Genomic DNA, 15,462 nt, shown 5'->3' with positions numbered 1-15,462 from the left:
CTATTGCTATTATCTATAACAATAATACATAATAATCACACAATCAATTATTTAAAATTAAAACTAATTATTAATCACCTAAATCAAAAATAATAACATGAAATAAAAGCTAATGTTCACTTGATGTTTTGATAACATACGCATCATTCCTTTGCAAACGGAAAAAATGCGATTTCCCGAGTTCAATTAAGTTCGTAATTTATTCAAATCTCTTTATGAAAAAAATTTACCATAGTTTTTTTAAGAAAACTCATCCTTTATACAGGCAAAGCCTATTATTAGCTTGCGCTGTATTATTTACCGCGTTATCGGCATTCTCACAAACCGGCAGGATTGTTAAAGGAACCGTAACCGACGAGACCAACGCGCCCTTACCAGGTGTGGTAGTAACTGTTAAAAGTTCAGGCAAGTCTACCACTACTAATGGCAATGGGGGTTACACCGTTACAGTTAACGGCGCTGATGATGTTTTAAAATTCACATTTTTAGGATCAGTACCAAAAGAAGTTATTGTTGATGGTAAAACGTTAATTAACATTACACTGGTAACTGATATCAAACAACTAAAAGATGTGGTAGTTATTGGTTACGGTACATCGAGTCGTAAGGATGTTACGGGCGCCATAACCTCAGTAAAAGCCGAAGATTTTAACGCAGGTGTACTAACTACCCCTGCCGAGTTATTACAAGGTAAGGTAGCCGGCTTAAACATTACCAAAAGCGGTGACCCCAACAAACAACCCTCAACTATTTTAAGGGGGCCATCAACTTTGCGCGACGGTGCTACCCAGCCATTTTATGTAATTGATGGTGTACCGGGTGCTTCTATCGATTTATTGGCACCAGCCGATATTGAAAGTATTGATGTATTAAAAGATGCATCATCAACAGCTATATACGGTTCACGTGCTGCAAATGGTGTAATCATTGTTACAACCCGTAAAGCCAAAGCAGGTCAAACCAGGTTAACATATAGTGCATACGGCGCTGTTCAAAATGTATCAAAAAACATTGATGTACTTACCGGTGATGAACTGCGTAAGTATTTAACCGATAATGGTGTACCTAAGCTAAGCGCAGCCGATGACGATGGCTCAAATACCAACTGGCAAAAACTGGCCGAAAGAACCGGTTATTCGCAAAACCATAACCTTTCTTATGGTGGTGCCGGTACCAATTCAGAGTATGGTGCAAGCGTAAATTACTTAAAAAACAATGGTGTATTGAAAAACACCAGCCTGGAGCGTACTGTTTACAAAGGCTATATCAACCAGCGCTTTTTTAATGATCGTTTAAAATTGGGTATCACGCTTACCAACAGCGCCACCAAAAACAACGATATATTCCAAAGCCAGGTATTATCGGGCATTTTGTTCTATTTGCCAACGGTGGCCCCTTTTAACCCTGATGGTACTTATAAAGAAAATTACACCCGTACAGGCAGCGGGCCATTGAACCCTCTATCGTTAATTAACAATAACTTTACCAAAACAGAGAACAACAAAACCCTGATCAATGGTTTTGCCGCAGTAGATATCTTAAACGGTTTAAAATTTACCATATCAGGATCAACTCAAAAGGAACAAAACAACGTTAATACCTATTCCACCAGTCAGTCTGGCATATACGTTAACGCAGGTGGGGTAGCTGCGCGCAGTGCTTATACCAATACCAGTAACGTAGTTGAAGCCTATTTTAATTACGATCGCATTTTTGGTCGGCATTCCCTTAAATTGTTAGGAGGTTACTCTTATCAGCAGGATCGTAATGGCGATGGATTCGGGGTACAAACCCAGGGATTTTCAAATGATGCTTTAACTTATAATTATTTAGCATTCTCCAATCCTACCCAGCTTTCGCAGATTATTTTTAATCCAAGTTACAATATAAACGGGACTACCCCGCCAACCTATATTTCTACTTTAAGGCTGATATCTTTTTATGCCCGTGCACAATATCAATTTGCCGACAAGTATTTACTGCAGGCCTCATTAAGGGAAGACGGATCTTCGGGTTTCGGTTTAGACGTTCGTCATGGCTATTTCCCTGCTGCTTCTGCCGGCTGGAAGATAATCAGCGAAGATTTCATGAAATCTGTTCCGGTTATCAGCGACTTGAAGTTAAGAGCCGGTTATGGTGTTTCGGGTAACAGCGCCGGGTTCGATGCCTTTACCGCTCAGCTCATTTATGGCGTGCCTCCGGGTGGTGGTAAATTTTTAAGTAATGGTAATATAGTTAACCCTATAGGCCCTGTACGTAATGAAAACCGAAATCTGAAATGGGAAAGTACTGCTACAACCAACATTGGTTTGGATTTTGGTATACTCAACAATCGTATTACCGGTTCTGTTGATTATTATATCAAAAAAACCTCTGATTTGATCACTACCCTCCAGGTATCAACTACGCAATATTTTTATCCGCTTTTAACCGCAAACGTAGGTCAAATGAAAAATAGCGGTATTGAAGTTGTATTAAACGCCATACCGGTAAAATCGGGTGCTTTTACATGGCGCACCTCGTTAAACTTTTCACATAATAAAAACGTGGTGGAAAGTTTATCACAGGGTGGTCTGGTTCTTCCATACATTCAAACTGCACAGTTAGGCGGTAAAGGTCAGTCGGGCAACTACAGCCAGATCATTCAGCCAGGTTATGCTGTTGGTACTTTTGATCTGTGGCACTACCTGGGCAAAAATGCCAACGGTGTTAGTACTTATGAAAAAGCCGACGGATCAACAACTGCCGCACAACCACTTACTACCGATCAGTTTATTAAATACGATGCGCAGCCCAAACTTATTTACGGCTGGAGCAACAGTTTCTTCTACAAAAACTTCGACCTTAACTTCCTGGTTCGTGGTGTATATGGCAACAAAATATTAAATGCAACACTTGCCGGTTTAAATAACCCCGCCGACTCCAAACTGCAAAATATACCGAGATTTACTTTAGGCGAATCGTTTAAAGATATCAATGCCTACCTGATCTCTGATCGTTTCCTGGAAAGCGGCTCGTACCTGCGGTTGGATAATGCTACCATCGGTTATACCATTAAACCACATATCCAGGCGTTTAAAAGTCTGCGCTTTTATGCTTCAGGTAATAACATTTTCATCATTACCAAATACCGCGGCGTTGACCCGGAAATTGATATGGGCGGTTTAACTCCGGGTATCGATAACAGGAATTTTTATCCTAAAACACGCACCTTCAGTTTAGGTCTAACCGCATCATTTTAATAACAGTTAAACAAACAAAAATGAAAAAGATATTCATATTATGTGCCGCGATAGTTGTGACGATAGGCACATTCTCTTGTACAAAATTAGATGTACCTGTTGAGTCGCAATACGTAAAATCAAACTTCCCGGTAACTGATGCCGATTATACCGCATTACTGGGTACTATTTACTCTAACCTTTCATCAAGCTACGCGGTACCTTACTGGCGCATGCAGGACATGTCGACAGACGAAGCTATTTTACCGGCCCGTGATGGCAACTTTGACGACGGTGGTCAATACCGCCAATTACACTATCACACCTGGACCTTTGATCACCCTAACGTAATAGGTGTATGGCAATGGGGTTTTGGTGGTATCAACACCTGTAACCGTATCATCAGTGTTATTAATTCATCGTCATCATCGGCAGCCAAAAAAGCCTCTTCAATTGCCGAAGTTAAAGCGATGCGCGCCTTGTACCTGTATTTCATGATGGACTTATACGGTAACGTACCTATCATTACTGATTTCCCGGTAACCGGACAACCAGCAACACAGTCACGTGCCAAAGTATTCGCCTTTATTGAAAGTGAGTTAAAAGCTGTTTTACCATTGATGCCAGCCAAAAGCAGCAACGCGACAGTAAACGTATCGCAATATGGCCGCCCAACCAAAGGAATGGTGTTTGCCTTGCTTGCAAAAATGTACCTGAACTCTGGCGTATACACCGGCACCAACCGCTACCAGGAAACCGTAACCATGTGCGATAGCGTACAGGCAAATACCAACTATTACCTGGATGCCAAATACAGGGATATATTTTTACCTACTAATGGCCCGGCCATCAATGAAACCATATTTGCAGTACCTTATGACCAGCAAATACCAGGTAACCAGTTTACCCGTTTCGGTTTCTTTTATTACCTGGTTCAGGCTTATGGCTTTAACGTAGGTTTAAGTATTGCCATGAGCACTACGCCTGAGTTTTACAACCGCTTTAACATCCCTGGGGATGACCGTACCAAAACATGGCTGGCAGGCCCGCAATTTTATCCTGATGGCAATGGTGGTTTCACCAACCAACCAGTTTACTACCCGGCTCCAAATGCCGCCACACAGATCAATCTCAACCCTACATTAACCTTAACAGGATTAAAACCGATGGATTTGGGTAATGACGTGCTTACCTCACAATCTGAAGGGGTAAGATCGATCAAATACTATCCAGACGTTAATATTATACAGGCAACCCGTTTAAACAGTAACGACGTACCGGTATTTCGTTTAGCCGATATTTACCTGATGAAAGCCGAAGCCTTATTACGTGGAGCTACTTCTACTACCATAAACGGCGAAACACAAACCCCTTTAACATTGGTAAATAAACTGCGTACCCGTGCCCACGCCGAAGCTGCCTCATCAATTGATTTGAACATACTGTTAGATGAACGTGCACGTGAGCTTTCATGGGAAGCCTGGCGCCGTAATGACCTGATCCGTTTCGGACAGTTTGAGAAAGAATATCTGCTACCAGTGGCAGGTGGGAAAACAGACGATCTGAAAATGAATACTGATCCAACAAGGAGATTGTATCCTATTCCGTCTACGGAGATAAAAACCAATCCTAACCTGGTTCAAAACCCTGGTTATTAATGGTAACTACATCATAAAAAGGGGGGCTGCTATAAGAAAGCGGTCCCCCTTTTTATTTACAAAATGTTAATATATATAAAAAAATCCTTAACCATCCGGTAACGTTTAAAACACACTTAACCGGTATCTTAGTGCAACAAAAACAATTAACGATGCAAGCAGCAAGCTTTTGCCTAAAGCACCTGAAATTATTGTTATCCGCTCTTCTGGTAATTACTGCCTTTAACTCCTACTCCCAAAATGTACCGCTCGATAATGCCTTTGCTCATAATGATTATTGGCACAAACGGCCGTTATATGACGCATTGGATAATGGTTACACGCATATTGAAGCCGATATTTATTTAAGAAAAGGGAAACTTATTGTTGCCCACCTGTTCCCGCTTTTTAAAAGACACAGAACACTTGAACGCCTTTATCTTGATCCATTGTCGACCTGCATTAATGGCTCCGATGTGCAGGCATCACGGATGGTTTATCCGCTCATGCTCATGATCGATATTAAGTCAAATGCAAACAAAACTTACGAGGCGCTGTGTGCGGTACTTGAAAAATATAAATCCATTCTTTCAGGATATGAAAATGGCGTATTTGTACAACGACAGATCACCATTGTTATAACCGGGCATAAGCCATTTGACATATTAAAAAATCAGCAAAACCGCCTTGCTTTTATTGATGAGGACCTGATGAACGTTCAACAGGACACCCTGGCAACAAATGTTTACCGAACCGCAAGCTGCAAATATTCAAGAATAATAAACTGGAACGGCATCGGTACATTCCCGGTATTGCAAAAACAACGCCTGCGCACTTATGTGAGTATGGCGCATAAATACGGTAAAAAAGTAAGATTGTGGGCCTCGCCCGAGAACCCCGCTGTTTGGAACGAACTACTTGACTGTGGTGTCGACCTGATCAATACCGATAAACTCCCCGAACTCAAAAATTTCCTAACCAGACGTATCGCCTTTTCTGCAAGTGTAAAATAGAAAACCTATGTTTTTTATTAAACATTAAGTTTAAACTGTAGTGATGTATAATTAATTATTTCATAACCTAAAATTAGCATTATCTAAAAGTAACAGACATACTTTTAATTCATCGTGCTAACTTATAAATATGGTTATATTATTATAAATATTTTATATCCTCAATAAACACAGCATACAACACTTTGCAGAAAATATTTGCCTGTTAAACAAATTAGTGATCAAACTATAAATGCAGAAAATACTGTTTATTACCGGTTCTGTAAACCAAACATCACAAATGCACCAGATAGCAACAGAACTCCCGGAGTTTGATTGCTGGTTTAGCCAATTGTTTACAGACAACCGAATATTAAACCTGCTTATAAACCATACTTCGTTACTTAAAGGAACGGTATTATCAGGCCAGTTCAGAACAAGCGCTGAAGATTATCTGAGACGCCACAACCTGCAAATTGATTTTGGTGCCCGGTTAAACAGTTATGATCTTGTAGTTTTTTGCTCAGATTTAGTGGTGCCTTCACGCCTGCAAGAATATAAAACCATATGGGTACAGGAAGGCATGGTTGATAAGTATACCTTATTGAGCAAGCTGGTAAAAATGCTTAGGCTGCCTCCTTTTTTTTGTGGGAATACCTCATTAAACGGCTCCTCAAACGTGTGTGATATTTATTGTGTTGCATCGTATGGTTATGAACAATTCTTTATTGAAAAAGGAGCTGACAGCAAAAAAACGGTAGTAACCGGTATGCCCAATTATGATAACCTAAAACAGTTTTTAAATAATGATTTTCCGCATCGTGATTATGTAATGGTAGCCACTACTGATATGCGCGAAACATACCGGGTTGAAAACCGGCCCGCTTTTATTAAAAAAGCAGTACAAATAGCCAATGGCAGGCAAATGCTTTTTAAGCTTCACCCCAATGAAAATGTTAAGCGCGCCGAAGGGGAGATCCGTAAATATGCTCCGGCCGGAACCATGATATTTAGCTCAGGCAATACCCAGCACATGATCGCCAATTGCAGCGAATTAATCACCCAGTATTCAACAGTGGTATACACAGGTATTGCTTTAGGTAAAAAAGTTCATTCCTGGTTTAACCTGGAACAACTAAAAAAGCTTGCCCCACTTCAAAACGGGGCCAGTTCGGCTAAAAATATAGCCCAAATATGCCGTGAGTATATTAACCATACCGGCCATAAACAGTATTTTAACCCTAAGGAAGCATTAAACAATAAAGTATCGCAAATTTTAAACGACGAATTATTGATAAACTATTAATACATATATAAATGGCAGATAAAGTGTTGATCATTGTACAGGCGCGTATGGCATCGAGCCGTTTACCTGGTAAAGTAATGTTACCCGTAGTGGATAAAAGCCTGTTGGCTTTAATGATAGAGCGGTTGCAGATGATAAAGCATAAGGCAACCATAGTTATAGCCACTACTGTTAGTCCCGATGATGACATCATTGTAGATGAAGCTGATATGCTGAATGTCCCTTATTATAGGGGCGACCAGTATAACCTGCTCGACCGTCATTATCAGGCTGCTCTATTACATGATGCAGATGTTGTATTAAAGATCCCTTCTGATTGCCCGCTGATAGATCCATGCATTATAGATGATGTGCTTACCTATTATTTTAAACATAAAGGCATGTATGATTATGTAAGCAATCTGCATCCGGCAACCTATCCCGATGGCAACGATGTAGAGATCATGACGATGGATTGTTTAAAACAAACCTGGAAAAACGCGGATAAAAGTATGGAACTGGAACATACAACTCCTCATATATGGGAAAACCCTCAACTGTTCAGTATTGGTAATGTAACCTGGGAAACTGGTTTGGATTATTCCATGTCGCATCGTTTTACTATTGATTACCTGGAAGATTATCATTTTATAAAAACAGTATTTGAAGAGCTTTATCATCAAAATAAAAAATTTTCCTGTCTTGATATCATCAGGTTGCTCCACCGGAAGCCCGATATCTACCAGATCAATGCAGAATATGCCGGCGTTAATTGGTACCGTCATCATTTAAACGAATTGAAAACTATAAACCCGGGACAAACCCGGGAAATATCCGGGTTCCTTTTAGATACATAAAAAAATATAATTTGTGGAAAATAAAAAACATCAATACCACGAAACAGAAGCTATAGCCCTAAGGGTTAGGGAACACATTGTTCGTATGTCAACAGCTGGTGGCTGTTTCACCGGCGCTTCTCTGTCTGCGGTTGATCTTGTAGTATATCTTTATACGGAGTTTTTAAATGTTACTCCGTTCAATTTAAACGACCCCAACCGCGATTACCTGTTCCTATCCAAAGGGCATGATGTACCGGCATTATACGGCACACTGGCCGAACTGGGTTTCCTGAAAAAAGAAAGACTTGAAAAGCACCTTTCTTTGGATGATTACATTTACTGGCATCCAAATACCAATATCCCGGGAATTGAATTTCACTCAGGTTCATTGGGTCATTTACCATCAGTAGCACTTGGCGTTGCTATGGATCTGAAGATCTGTGGCAGCGATAATAAAGTGGTATGCATCATGGGCGATGGCGAACTGAATGAAGGTTCCTGCTGGGAATCTGTCCTGGTAGCCAATGCTTATGGTTTAGACAATCTGATCTTTGTGATAGATCGCAATCATTTTCAAGCCAATATGCGCACAGAGGATCTGATCCCCCTGGAACCCCTTGTACAAAAATTTGAATCATTTGGCGCAGCGGTTAAACGCATAAACGGCCATGATTATACGGCAATGCATAATGCCTTTAGCTCCTACCCTTTTCAAAAAGGGAAACTCAATGTAGTAATTGCCGATACCGTTAGAGGCAAAGGATTACCGAGTATAGAAGAGCGGGCCGACCGCTGGTTCTGTAATTTCTCGGCCGGTGAAATTGACCAGCTTTTACTGGAATTGCACGGGGAGCATACTACTTCATTAACATCAGAAACTTTAATTGTCAGATAATCATGACCTACGAAGAATTATTAACAGCAATAGCCCTGAACGATGAACAGGTAATAGTGATGACAGCCGAGAACCGCGCACTGGTGCGTAACCTGCCCGCTGTTTTAGGCAAGCGTTTTATTGATACCGGTATTACCGAACAAACCATGATAGGTGCGGCCGCTGGTTTAGCGTTGCGCAACCGTATTCCTATAGTACATGCATTGGCTGCTTTTTTAACCATGCGTTCATTTGAGTTTGTACGTACCGATTTAGGTATCGCCAATTTGCCCGTTAAACTAAGTGGTTTTATACCCGGCTTTTTATCAGATGCTAACGGCCCTACCCACCAGGCCATTGAAGATATATCTATTATGCGGGGCATCCCAAACGTAACCGTATTTGCCCCCGCTGATGAAGACGATCTTGTAAAAATGTTACCTCAGATCTGGCAATCTCCTAACCCGGCCTATACGCGTATCAACACCCGCAAAACTGGTTACGAGCATGAGCCTTTTGAACTGGGAAAGGCCGAGGTTGTTTCGGCAGGTACCGATGTAACTATTTTAACCTATGGGCTGATGTTTGAACAGGCGCTGATAGCGGTTGATATATTAAAAAACGAAGGTCTTTCTGTTGGTCTGGTGAATATGCGCAGCCTTAAACCGGTAGATGAGCAGGTTATATTGCAAACGGCTGCCACCAGCGAACTGGTTGTTACCCTTGAAGATCATTTTTTAACCGGCGGGCTATTTACCATAGTAGCCGAAGTGCTGTTAAAAAATCAGGCATCCGCCAAAGTGCTGCCCATCGCTTTAAACGAAAAATGGTTCAAACCGGCATTATTGCCCGATGTATTGCAACACACTGGTTTTACCGGAAAACAGATAGCCGAAAAAATATTAGGCTATCAAACCCTGCACTTACAACCATCCATTTTAACACATGCGTTTTCAGAATAAATAATGTACGTTATGGCTAATAAAATACAGATTACCAACAATTATCCCGATATAAGTGAGTCAGACAAATTGTTTGAACGTGCTTTAAAAGTACAGAAACCGGTTACGCAAACATTGGCCAAAGGTCCGGGTCAGTTTAGCAAAGGTGTGGCGCCAAAATACCTGGTAAAAGGTAAAGGCTCGCACGTTTGGGATGCCGATGGCAATGAATATATTGATTTTAATGCGGCTATAGGCCCTGTTTCTTTAGGCTATGCCTACCCTGTTGTTGATGAAGCCATCCGTGCGCAATTAAATGACGGCATTACTTTTTCGTTAATGCACCCGCTCGAGGTTGAGTTATCAGAATTGGTACAACAGGTAATTCCAAATGCCGAAGCTGTTAAAATTGCCAAAACCGGGGCCGACGTTTGCTCTGCAGCTATACGTGTTGCCCGTGCATTTACAGGCCGCGATAAAGTGTTTTGCTGTGGTTATCACGGCTGGCATGACTGGTACATCGGTATCACCAGCCGCAATGCAGGTATTCCCGAAAGTATACAGGAGCTTACTTATACTTTTGAATATAACGATATTGAATCGATAAAAGCGGCGCTTGACGAAACCGTTGCAGCGCTGATCCTGGAGCCTTTTATTTTTGAAGCCCCAAAACCGGGCTTTTTACAGCAACTGGCCGAAGTATGCCGTGAAAATGGCACCCTGCTCATTTTTGATGAAATGTGGACAGGTTTCCGTGTTGCATTAGGCGGAGCGCAGGAATACTTTAATGTAAAGGCCGATCTGGCGGTTTTTTCAAAGGCTTGTGCCAACGGTATGCCTATAGCACTGCTTACTGGTCGTGCTGATGTGATGGAATTGTTCAATTCGGAAGTATTTAGCTACACCACTTTTGGCGGCGAGGCTTTATCATTAGCCGCCTGTGTGGCTACCATCAATGAACTTCGTGATAAAAACGTACCGCAATACCTTGATCAAAACGGGGCCCTATTAAAAGATGGTTACAATCAGTTGGCCATAGCTTTGGGAATGGATCAATATACCCGCTGTATTGGTTTTAATTGCCGCAGCATGGTAACCTTTACCCCTGAAGCGGGCAATGCACTGGAGTTAAAAACGCTGATGCAGCAGGAAATGATAAAACGGGGTATCCTTTGGGCCGGTTTTCATAACATGTGCTACAGCCATACTACCGAAGATATTGATTACACGCTTTTAGCTTACCGCGATGTGCTTCCAATTGTTAAAGAAGCCATTTTAAGCGGTGATATTAAAAGTTATTTAAAAGGTGAAGTGTTGGAGGCTGTTTTCCGCAAGGTGAGCAATTACAATATAAAGCCAAAAGCTGCCGCGCTGTAAGTAATATATGGAACTATTTTCTTTAAAAGGCAAAACGGCTATTGTAACGGGTGCATTGGGATTAATTGGTAAAAAGCACTGCGAAGCACTGGTTATGGCCGGAGCCAATGTAGTAGCTGCTGATATGGATGAGAAAAAGGCGGAAGCTTTTGCTGCAAGTTTAGGTGAACAGCATGGGGGCTTAAAAGTTGATGTAACCAACAAACATGCCCTGGAAATAGCCCGCGATAAGATACTAACCCGTTATGGCAGTATCGATATCCTGGTGAATAATGCAGCCATTAATGATATGTTTGAAAACCCGGCGCTGGCTAAGGAGCTTTCGGCTTTTGAAAATTACCCGTTGGAGTCATTTCAGCAATCGCTTAATGTAAATGTAACCGGTGTGTTTTTGTGCTCACAGGTTTTTGGAACTGTAATGGCCGAACAACGTTCGGGCAGCATTATTAATGTAGCCTCAACCTACGGTATGGTGGGCCCTGATCAGTCCATATACAAAAACCCACAGGGCGAACAGGACTTTTATAAATCGGCAGCTTACCCGGTTACCAAAGGCGCAGTTGTTAATTTCACCCGCTTTTTGGCTGCTTACTGGGGAAATAAGGGTGTCAGGGTAAATACCCTCTCGCCAGGTGGGGTTGAGAATAACCAGAACGAATTTTTCATAGAAAACTATTCTGCAAAAACACTATTAGGCCGCATGGCAAAAGCTGGTGATTATCAAGGCGCTTTAATATTCCTGGCGAGCGACGCATCAGCCTATATGACCGGCGCCAACCTGGTAGTTGACGGCGGATGGACAGCTATTTAATATGGTATCAAGTAGTTAGTATCAAGACAATAAAAAGTCTATAAAAGAAAGTGAGGTCTTGATACTTGATACTAACTACCTGATACTCGATACAGGAAATTATTAATACAATGCCACAGGAAAAACTACTTACCGTTACTACCATTATACTGGCTTTGTGGGTAATATTGATCATTACCTGGGAGCGGGTATCGCCCTACCGCAAAGGTTTGTCTTTTTTTAGAGAGGGGTTTTGGATCGACCTGGTTTGGTACACACTTATTCAAAGCTACTTTTTAAAGATCCTGATATTTGATTACCTGATAGCGCCCGTTCAGCATCATTTTAGCTGGTCGGCTATTCAATTTGTAAAGGATTGGCCGGTAGCGGTGCAGGTGTTGTTTTTCCTGGTGACCCATGATCTGTACATTTACTTGTTCCACAGGTTTCAGCACAGTAACAAAGTATTCTGGCGAATCCATGAAGCCCATCATTCGGGTAAGGAGGTTGATTTTTTATCGGGTTCCCGCTCTCATATAGTCGAGATCATCATTAACCAAACCATTGAATTTGCACCCATTATTTTATTAGGTGCCGATCCGGCTGTGATACCTATTAAAGCAATGCTGGATGCTATGTTTGGTATGTTTATACACGCCAACGTTAAAGTAAAACTGGGAAAGCTCAAATACATCATTAACAGCCCTGAGTTGCATTTGTGGCACCATGCTAACTATCAGGAAGTTTTTCACGCTAACTTTTCAACCAAGTTTGCCATTTGGGATCATTTATTCGGTACCGCTTATGACCCTGGTCACGCGCCCGGTAACCAGCGCGAAAACTGGGGCCTGGGTTATGAATACCCTAAAGATTACTTTTTACAGCACGCGTTTTCTGTTAAACGGTTTAATGAAAATAACCTGCTAAAGTACAGGTGGTTTAAGCGTTATTATAATTTGAGACCGGCTATCCTTTCGGCATTAAGCGCTTTACGGAAAAAAAGCGTTCCAAAAACAGAAACCCATCAACCCGAGATATTCAACACACCATTAACACCTCACCAGCAAGAAGAAATTTTGCAATAACCTCATTAATTTTGGCCTGGATATACATCATCATAGCAGCGGTATTTGAAACAGCATGGACATTTTCGGTTAAGTTTTTTAAACTGAGTGACCTGAAATTGCTCACCTGGCATAACTTTTACCGGGTTGACATAAGCTTTCCCCTACTGGCCCCGCTGCTTGGCTATATCCTTTTTGGCGTAGGTAATGTCTACTTTTTCTCTTTGTCTATTAAAGAGCTGTCGACAGCTACAGCCTATGCCATTTGGACCGCGGCCACACTTGTCTTGATAAAAATAGCTGAGATAAGTTTCTTCAATAAAACCATTACGTGGACCGAGGCCTTTTTTATTTCGCTGATCATGATCGGCATTATGGGCTTAAAGTTTTCTGTAACACATATTAATCAGGTACCTTAAAAAGGCAAAACGAAGTTACAGGCTTTCTTGACAGAGTAGTTTTTCTAAATTATCAAGCATTTCGGTCCAGGGGGCTTCTGTTATTTTGGCTGGCACACCTCTTTGGATCAGTGTGAGTTTACAGCCATTAGCATCAGGGTCGACGTTAATATCTACAGTAGTAACACAAGGGAAATGTTTAGGTACTTCCAATGAAAAGCTAAGCCGGCGGGGACCTGTTATTTCCTTATACTGACCAAAATGATCAATCTCTTCATCTCCGTTCAATTCCAAAATAGAAAAACCACCATCAACCCAACGCTCTATTTTTACACTTACAATTTTGTTGGACGAGCTTTTAAACATCCATTGTTTAATTATTTCGGGGTTTAGCCAGGCATCAAAAACCCGCTCAGCCGAAACCGGGAAACAATGACTTATTTGAACTGGCTTTAGCATATCGGAGTTTATTAGATAGACATACCCACTCTATTGCATTATAACGTCATTATCTTCAAAAAGTATTGCCTAAAGCTTATTAATTTCCTGCGCCACCCGTTGTGCCGAACGGATACAGGATTCCATACCGCGGCTCATATTATCGGCATAGGTACCTGCAAAATAAATCCTGCCTTCGGGCATCATGATCTGCGGCCAAAACTTATGCATTTCGCCCATTGGAAAAGGCTGCATTTCGCAAGCCGGGGCAAATTTATCTTTCGTCCAGTCCATAGTTAACGCTTGTTCAATAGTATCATGTTTACCCGGATAAACCGCTCTGAAAGCAGCCAAAACACGTTGGGGAGAAATACCACCAGGGCCAAAAGCTTTTAAAACAATCCGGCTGGTATCCACCTCGTTGGTTTCTTCCCATATAGATGATATATCAGGGTGTTCAAATTCCATATTGATCGTTTTAAAACCATCATCGAGCCAAAACTTTGTGCTGGCCTCAAATACATAGAACGGGTGCGACGAATAACCCATACGGTTCACCACATATTGCTTTGCTGGTGATAAAGGAGGGCTTATAGGTATATTTTTAAATATAGGCAGCGTAATACAATTTACCAGCACATCAGCCTTCATTTCCTGTACTTTATCCAAACCGTATGGCTTGTATGACACGGTTACGTCTGTGCTATTATGCTTAATGGCCACAACAGGGTGATTTAGCTTTACCCTTGCACCCAAACGTTTGGCAAATGCAATGGGTAATTGCTCGTTACCATCTTTCAGGTGAAAGGTATCCCCTTCTGAAGGTGGTATACCCCGAAAGTTCATGATCGCTGATCGCCAGAGTACATAAAGGGCTGATGTGGTTCCCCCGCCAAGAAACCGGAGTGCACCAGCCGAGGCGCCTTCTTTTTTATAAATTTGAGCAATGGGGATCTTATCGTAATCATCATATCCAACCCCAAAAGGCTGATAAGGGTCGGTAAATTTCCCCAGATAAGGCTTTAAATAAAAATCACGTAAAGCATACATGGGGTTCTGCGACAGGAATTTTATTTCTTTTTCATTGAAACTAAACTTAGTAAGTACAGCCGGGTCTTTAAGCATTTCCTGTGTGTAAAACTTACCGCCAATCATTTTAAGCGTATGATTGTCTGGCGACGCCTCAGAGCCTTCGGCGTGAGGATACGGGATCACTTTCAGCTTAAATTCATCCGTATACTCAAAAAAACGTTCATAACCTGGCTTAGTAATATGGTCGGCACCATAGTCAGCATATAAACCATCAGACAGGCCATCACGCCCGGTAAAAACATGCCCGCCATACCTGCCGCTTGCCTCCAGAATAACTACATCATGCCCGGCCTTCATTAGTTCATAGGCACAGCACAAACCCGTAATACCGGCGCCTGCTACTATTACCTTTTTAGCGTTTGCTGATAATTGTTTATTGATAGGTTCTGTCTTTATACCTGTTTCCTCTGTAGCATGTAATATCTGGGGTGTCAAAACGGTGCCGGCACCTGCTATGAGCGTATTTTTAATGAATGCTCTTCTTTTTATGTTAGTCATTCTTATTCCTTTGGTT

General features: G+C 41.6%; 13 protein-coding genes. 11 read left to right on the top strand and 2 right to left on the bottom strand.

Features of this window, described 5'->3' with window-relative positions; translation table 11 throughout:
• The first annotated feature begins 215 nt into the window (after window positions 1–215).
• From M2273_RS18990 to M2273_RS18940, 11 genes are all read left to right on the top strand, one after another.
• The gene (locus tag M2273_RS18990; protein ID WP_429399338.1) at window positions 216–3,242 is read left to right on the top strand and encodes a SusC/RagA family TonB-linked outer membrane protein; all 3,027 of its coding nucleotides are present in this window, start codon (window positions 216–218) and stop codon (window positions 3,240–3,242) included.
• 20 nt (window positions 3,243–3,262) lie between these two features.
• A complete protein-coding gene (locus M2273_RS18985; RefSeq protein ID WP_429399337.1) occupies window positions 3,263–4,879 on the top strand; it encodes a RagB/SusD family nutrient uptake outer membrane protein in 1,617 nt (538 codons plus the stop codon).
• Between the two features lie 152 nt (window positions 4,880–5,031).
• Entirely contained in the window at window positions 5,032–5,871 is an 840-nt protein-coding gene (locus tag M2273_RS18980; protein ID WP_429399336.1) for a phosphatidylinositol-specific phospholipase C/glycerophosphodiester phosphodiesterase family protein, read from the top strand.
• Window positions 5,872–6,103: 232 nt separating this feature from the next.
• Window positions 6,104–7,156 carry a hypothetical protein gene (locus M2273_RS18975; protein ID WP_429399335.1) on the top strand — a complete coding sequence of 351 codons (1,053 nt, stop codon included), beginning with the start codon at window positions 6,104–6,106 and terminating at the stop codon, window positions 7,154–7,156.
• An 11-nt stretch (window positions 7,157–7,167) separates the two neighbouring features.
• The gene (locus M2273_RS18970) at window positions 7,168–7,992 is read left to right on the top strand and encodes a cytidylyltransferase domain-containing protein (RefSeq protein ID WP_429399334.1); all 825 of its coding nucleotides are present in this window, start codon (window positions 7,168–7,170) and stop codon (window positions 7,990–7,992) included.
• Window positions 7,993–8,005: 13 nt separating this feature from the next.
• Window positions 8,006–8,869, top strand: coding sequence for a transketolase (locus M2273_RS18965; RefSeq protein ID WP_429399333.1), 864 nt, complete (start codon window positions 8,006–8,008; stop codon window positions 8,867–8,869).
• Between the two features lie 2 nt (window positions 8,870–8,871).
• Window positions 8,872–9,810, top strand: coding sequence for a transketolase family protein (locus M2273_RS18960; protein ID WP_429399332.1), 939 nt, complete (start codon window positions 8,872–8,874; stop codon window positions 9,808–9,810).
• A gap of 12 nt (window positions 9,811–9,822) precedes the next feature.
• Complete coding sequence (locus M2273_RS18955) at window positions 9,823–11,166, top strand: aminotransferase class III-fold pyridoxal phosphate-dependent enzyme (RefSeq protein WP_429399331.1); 1,344 nt, start codon at window positions 9,823–9,825, stop codon at window positions 11,164–11,166.
• A 7-nt stretch (window positions 11,167–11,173) separates the two neighbouring features.
• Entirely contained in the window at window positions 11,174–11,977 is an 804-nt protein-coding gene (locus M2273_RS18950; RefSeq protein ID WP_429399330.1) for an SDR family oxidoreductase, read from the top strand.
• A gap of 110 nt (window positions 11,978–12,087) precedes the next feature.
• The gene (locus tag M2273_RS18945) at window positions 12,088–13,041 is read left to right on the top strand and encodes a sterol desaturase family protein (RefSeq protein ID WP_429399329.1); all 954 of its coding nucleotides are present in this window, start codon (window positions 12,088–12,090) and stop codon (window positions 13,039–13,041) included.
• 11 nt (window positions 13,042–13,052) lie between these two features.
• Window positions 13,053–13,439: a DMT family transporter gene (locus tag M2273_RS18940; RefSeq protein WP_429399328.1), complete on the top strand. Its 387-nt coding sequence runs from the start codon at window positions 13,053–13,055 to the stop codon at window positions 13,437–13,439.
• A gap of 15 nt (window positions 13,440–13,454) precedes the next feature.
• Here M2273_RS18940 and M2273_RS18935 read toward each other — a convergent pair whose 3' ends face one another.
• Together M2273_RS18935 and M2273_RS18930 are read right to left on the bottom strand one after the other, a co-directional pair.
• Window positions 13,455–13,877 carry an SRPBCC family protein gene (locus tag M2273_RS18935; protein WP_429399327.1) on the bottom strand — a complete coding sequence of 141 codons (423 nt, stop codon included), beginning with the start codon at window positions 13,875–13,877 and terminating at the stop codon, window positions 13,455–13,457.
• A 69-nt stretch (window positions 13,878–13,946) separates the two neighbouring features.
• A complete protein-coding gene (locus tag M2273_RS18930) occupies window positions 13,947–15,446 on the bottom strand; it encodes a flavin monoamine oxidase family protein (protein ID WP_429399326.1) in 1,500 nt (499 codons plus the stop codon).
• Window positions 15,447–15,462 lie beyond the last annotated feature (16 nt).

This window comes from Mucilaginibacter lappiensis (assembly GCF_050433765.1).
Lineage (GTDB): Bacteria > Bacteroidota > Bacteroidia > Sphingobacteriales > Sphingobacteriaceae > Mucilaginibacter > Mucilaginibacter lappiensis_A.
The sequence above is the reverse complement of the archived record's forward strand: the minus strand, read 5'-3'. Positions and strand labels throughout refer to the sequence as shown.

Coding starts and splice junctions, on each gene's coding strand:
- M2273_RS18985 (WP_429399337.1), top strand. CDS start 3,263: ATGAAAAAGATATTCATATTATGTGCCGCGATAGTTGTGACGATAGGC.
- M2273_RS18970 (WP_429399334.1), top strand. CDS start 7,168: ATGGCAGATAAAGTGTTGATCATTGTACAGGCGCGTATGGCATCGAGC.
- M2273_RS18935 (WP_429399327.1), bottom strand. CDS start 13,877: ATGCTAAAGCCAGTTCAAATAAGTCATTGTTTCCCGGTTTCGGCTGAG.
- M2273_RS18980 (WP_429399336.1), top strand. CDS start 5,032: ATGCAAGCAGCAAGCTTTTGCCTAAAGCACCTGAAATTATTGTTATCC.
- M2273_RS18975 (WP_429399335.1), top strand. CDS start 6,104: ATGCAGAAAATACTGTTTATTACCGGTTCTGTAAACCAAACATCACAA.
- M2273_RS18945 (WP_429399329.1), top strand. CDS start 12,088: ATGCCACAGGAAAAACTACTTACCGTTACTACCATTATACTGGCTTTG.
- M2273_RS18990 (WP_429399338.1), top strand. CDS start 216: ATGAAAAAAATTTACCATAGTTTTTTTAAGAAAACTCATCCTTTATAC.
- M2273_RS18950 (WP_429399330.1), top strand. CDS start 11,174: ATGGAACTATTTTCTTTAAAAGGCAAAACGGCTATTGTAACGGGTGCA.
- M2273_RS18930 (WP_429399326.1), bottom strand. CDS start 15,446: ATGACTAACATAAAAAGAAGAGCATTCATTAAAAATACGCTCATAGCA.
- M2273_RS18955 (WP_429399331.1), top strand. CDS start 9,823: ATGGCTAATAAAATACAGATTACCAACAATTATCCCGATATAAGTGAG.
- M2273_RS18960 (WP_429399332.1), top strand. CDS start 8,872: ATGACCTACGAAGAATTATTAACAGCAATAGCCCTGAACGATGAACAG.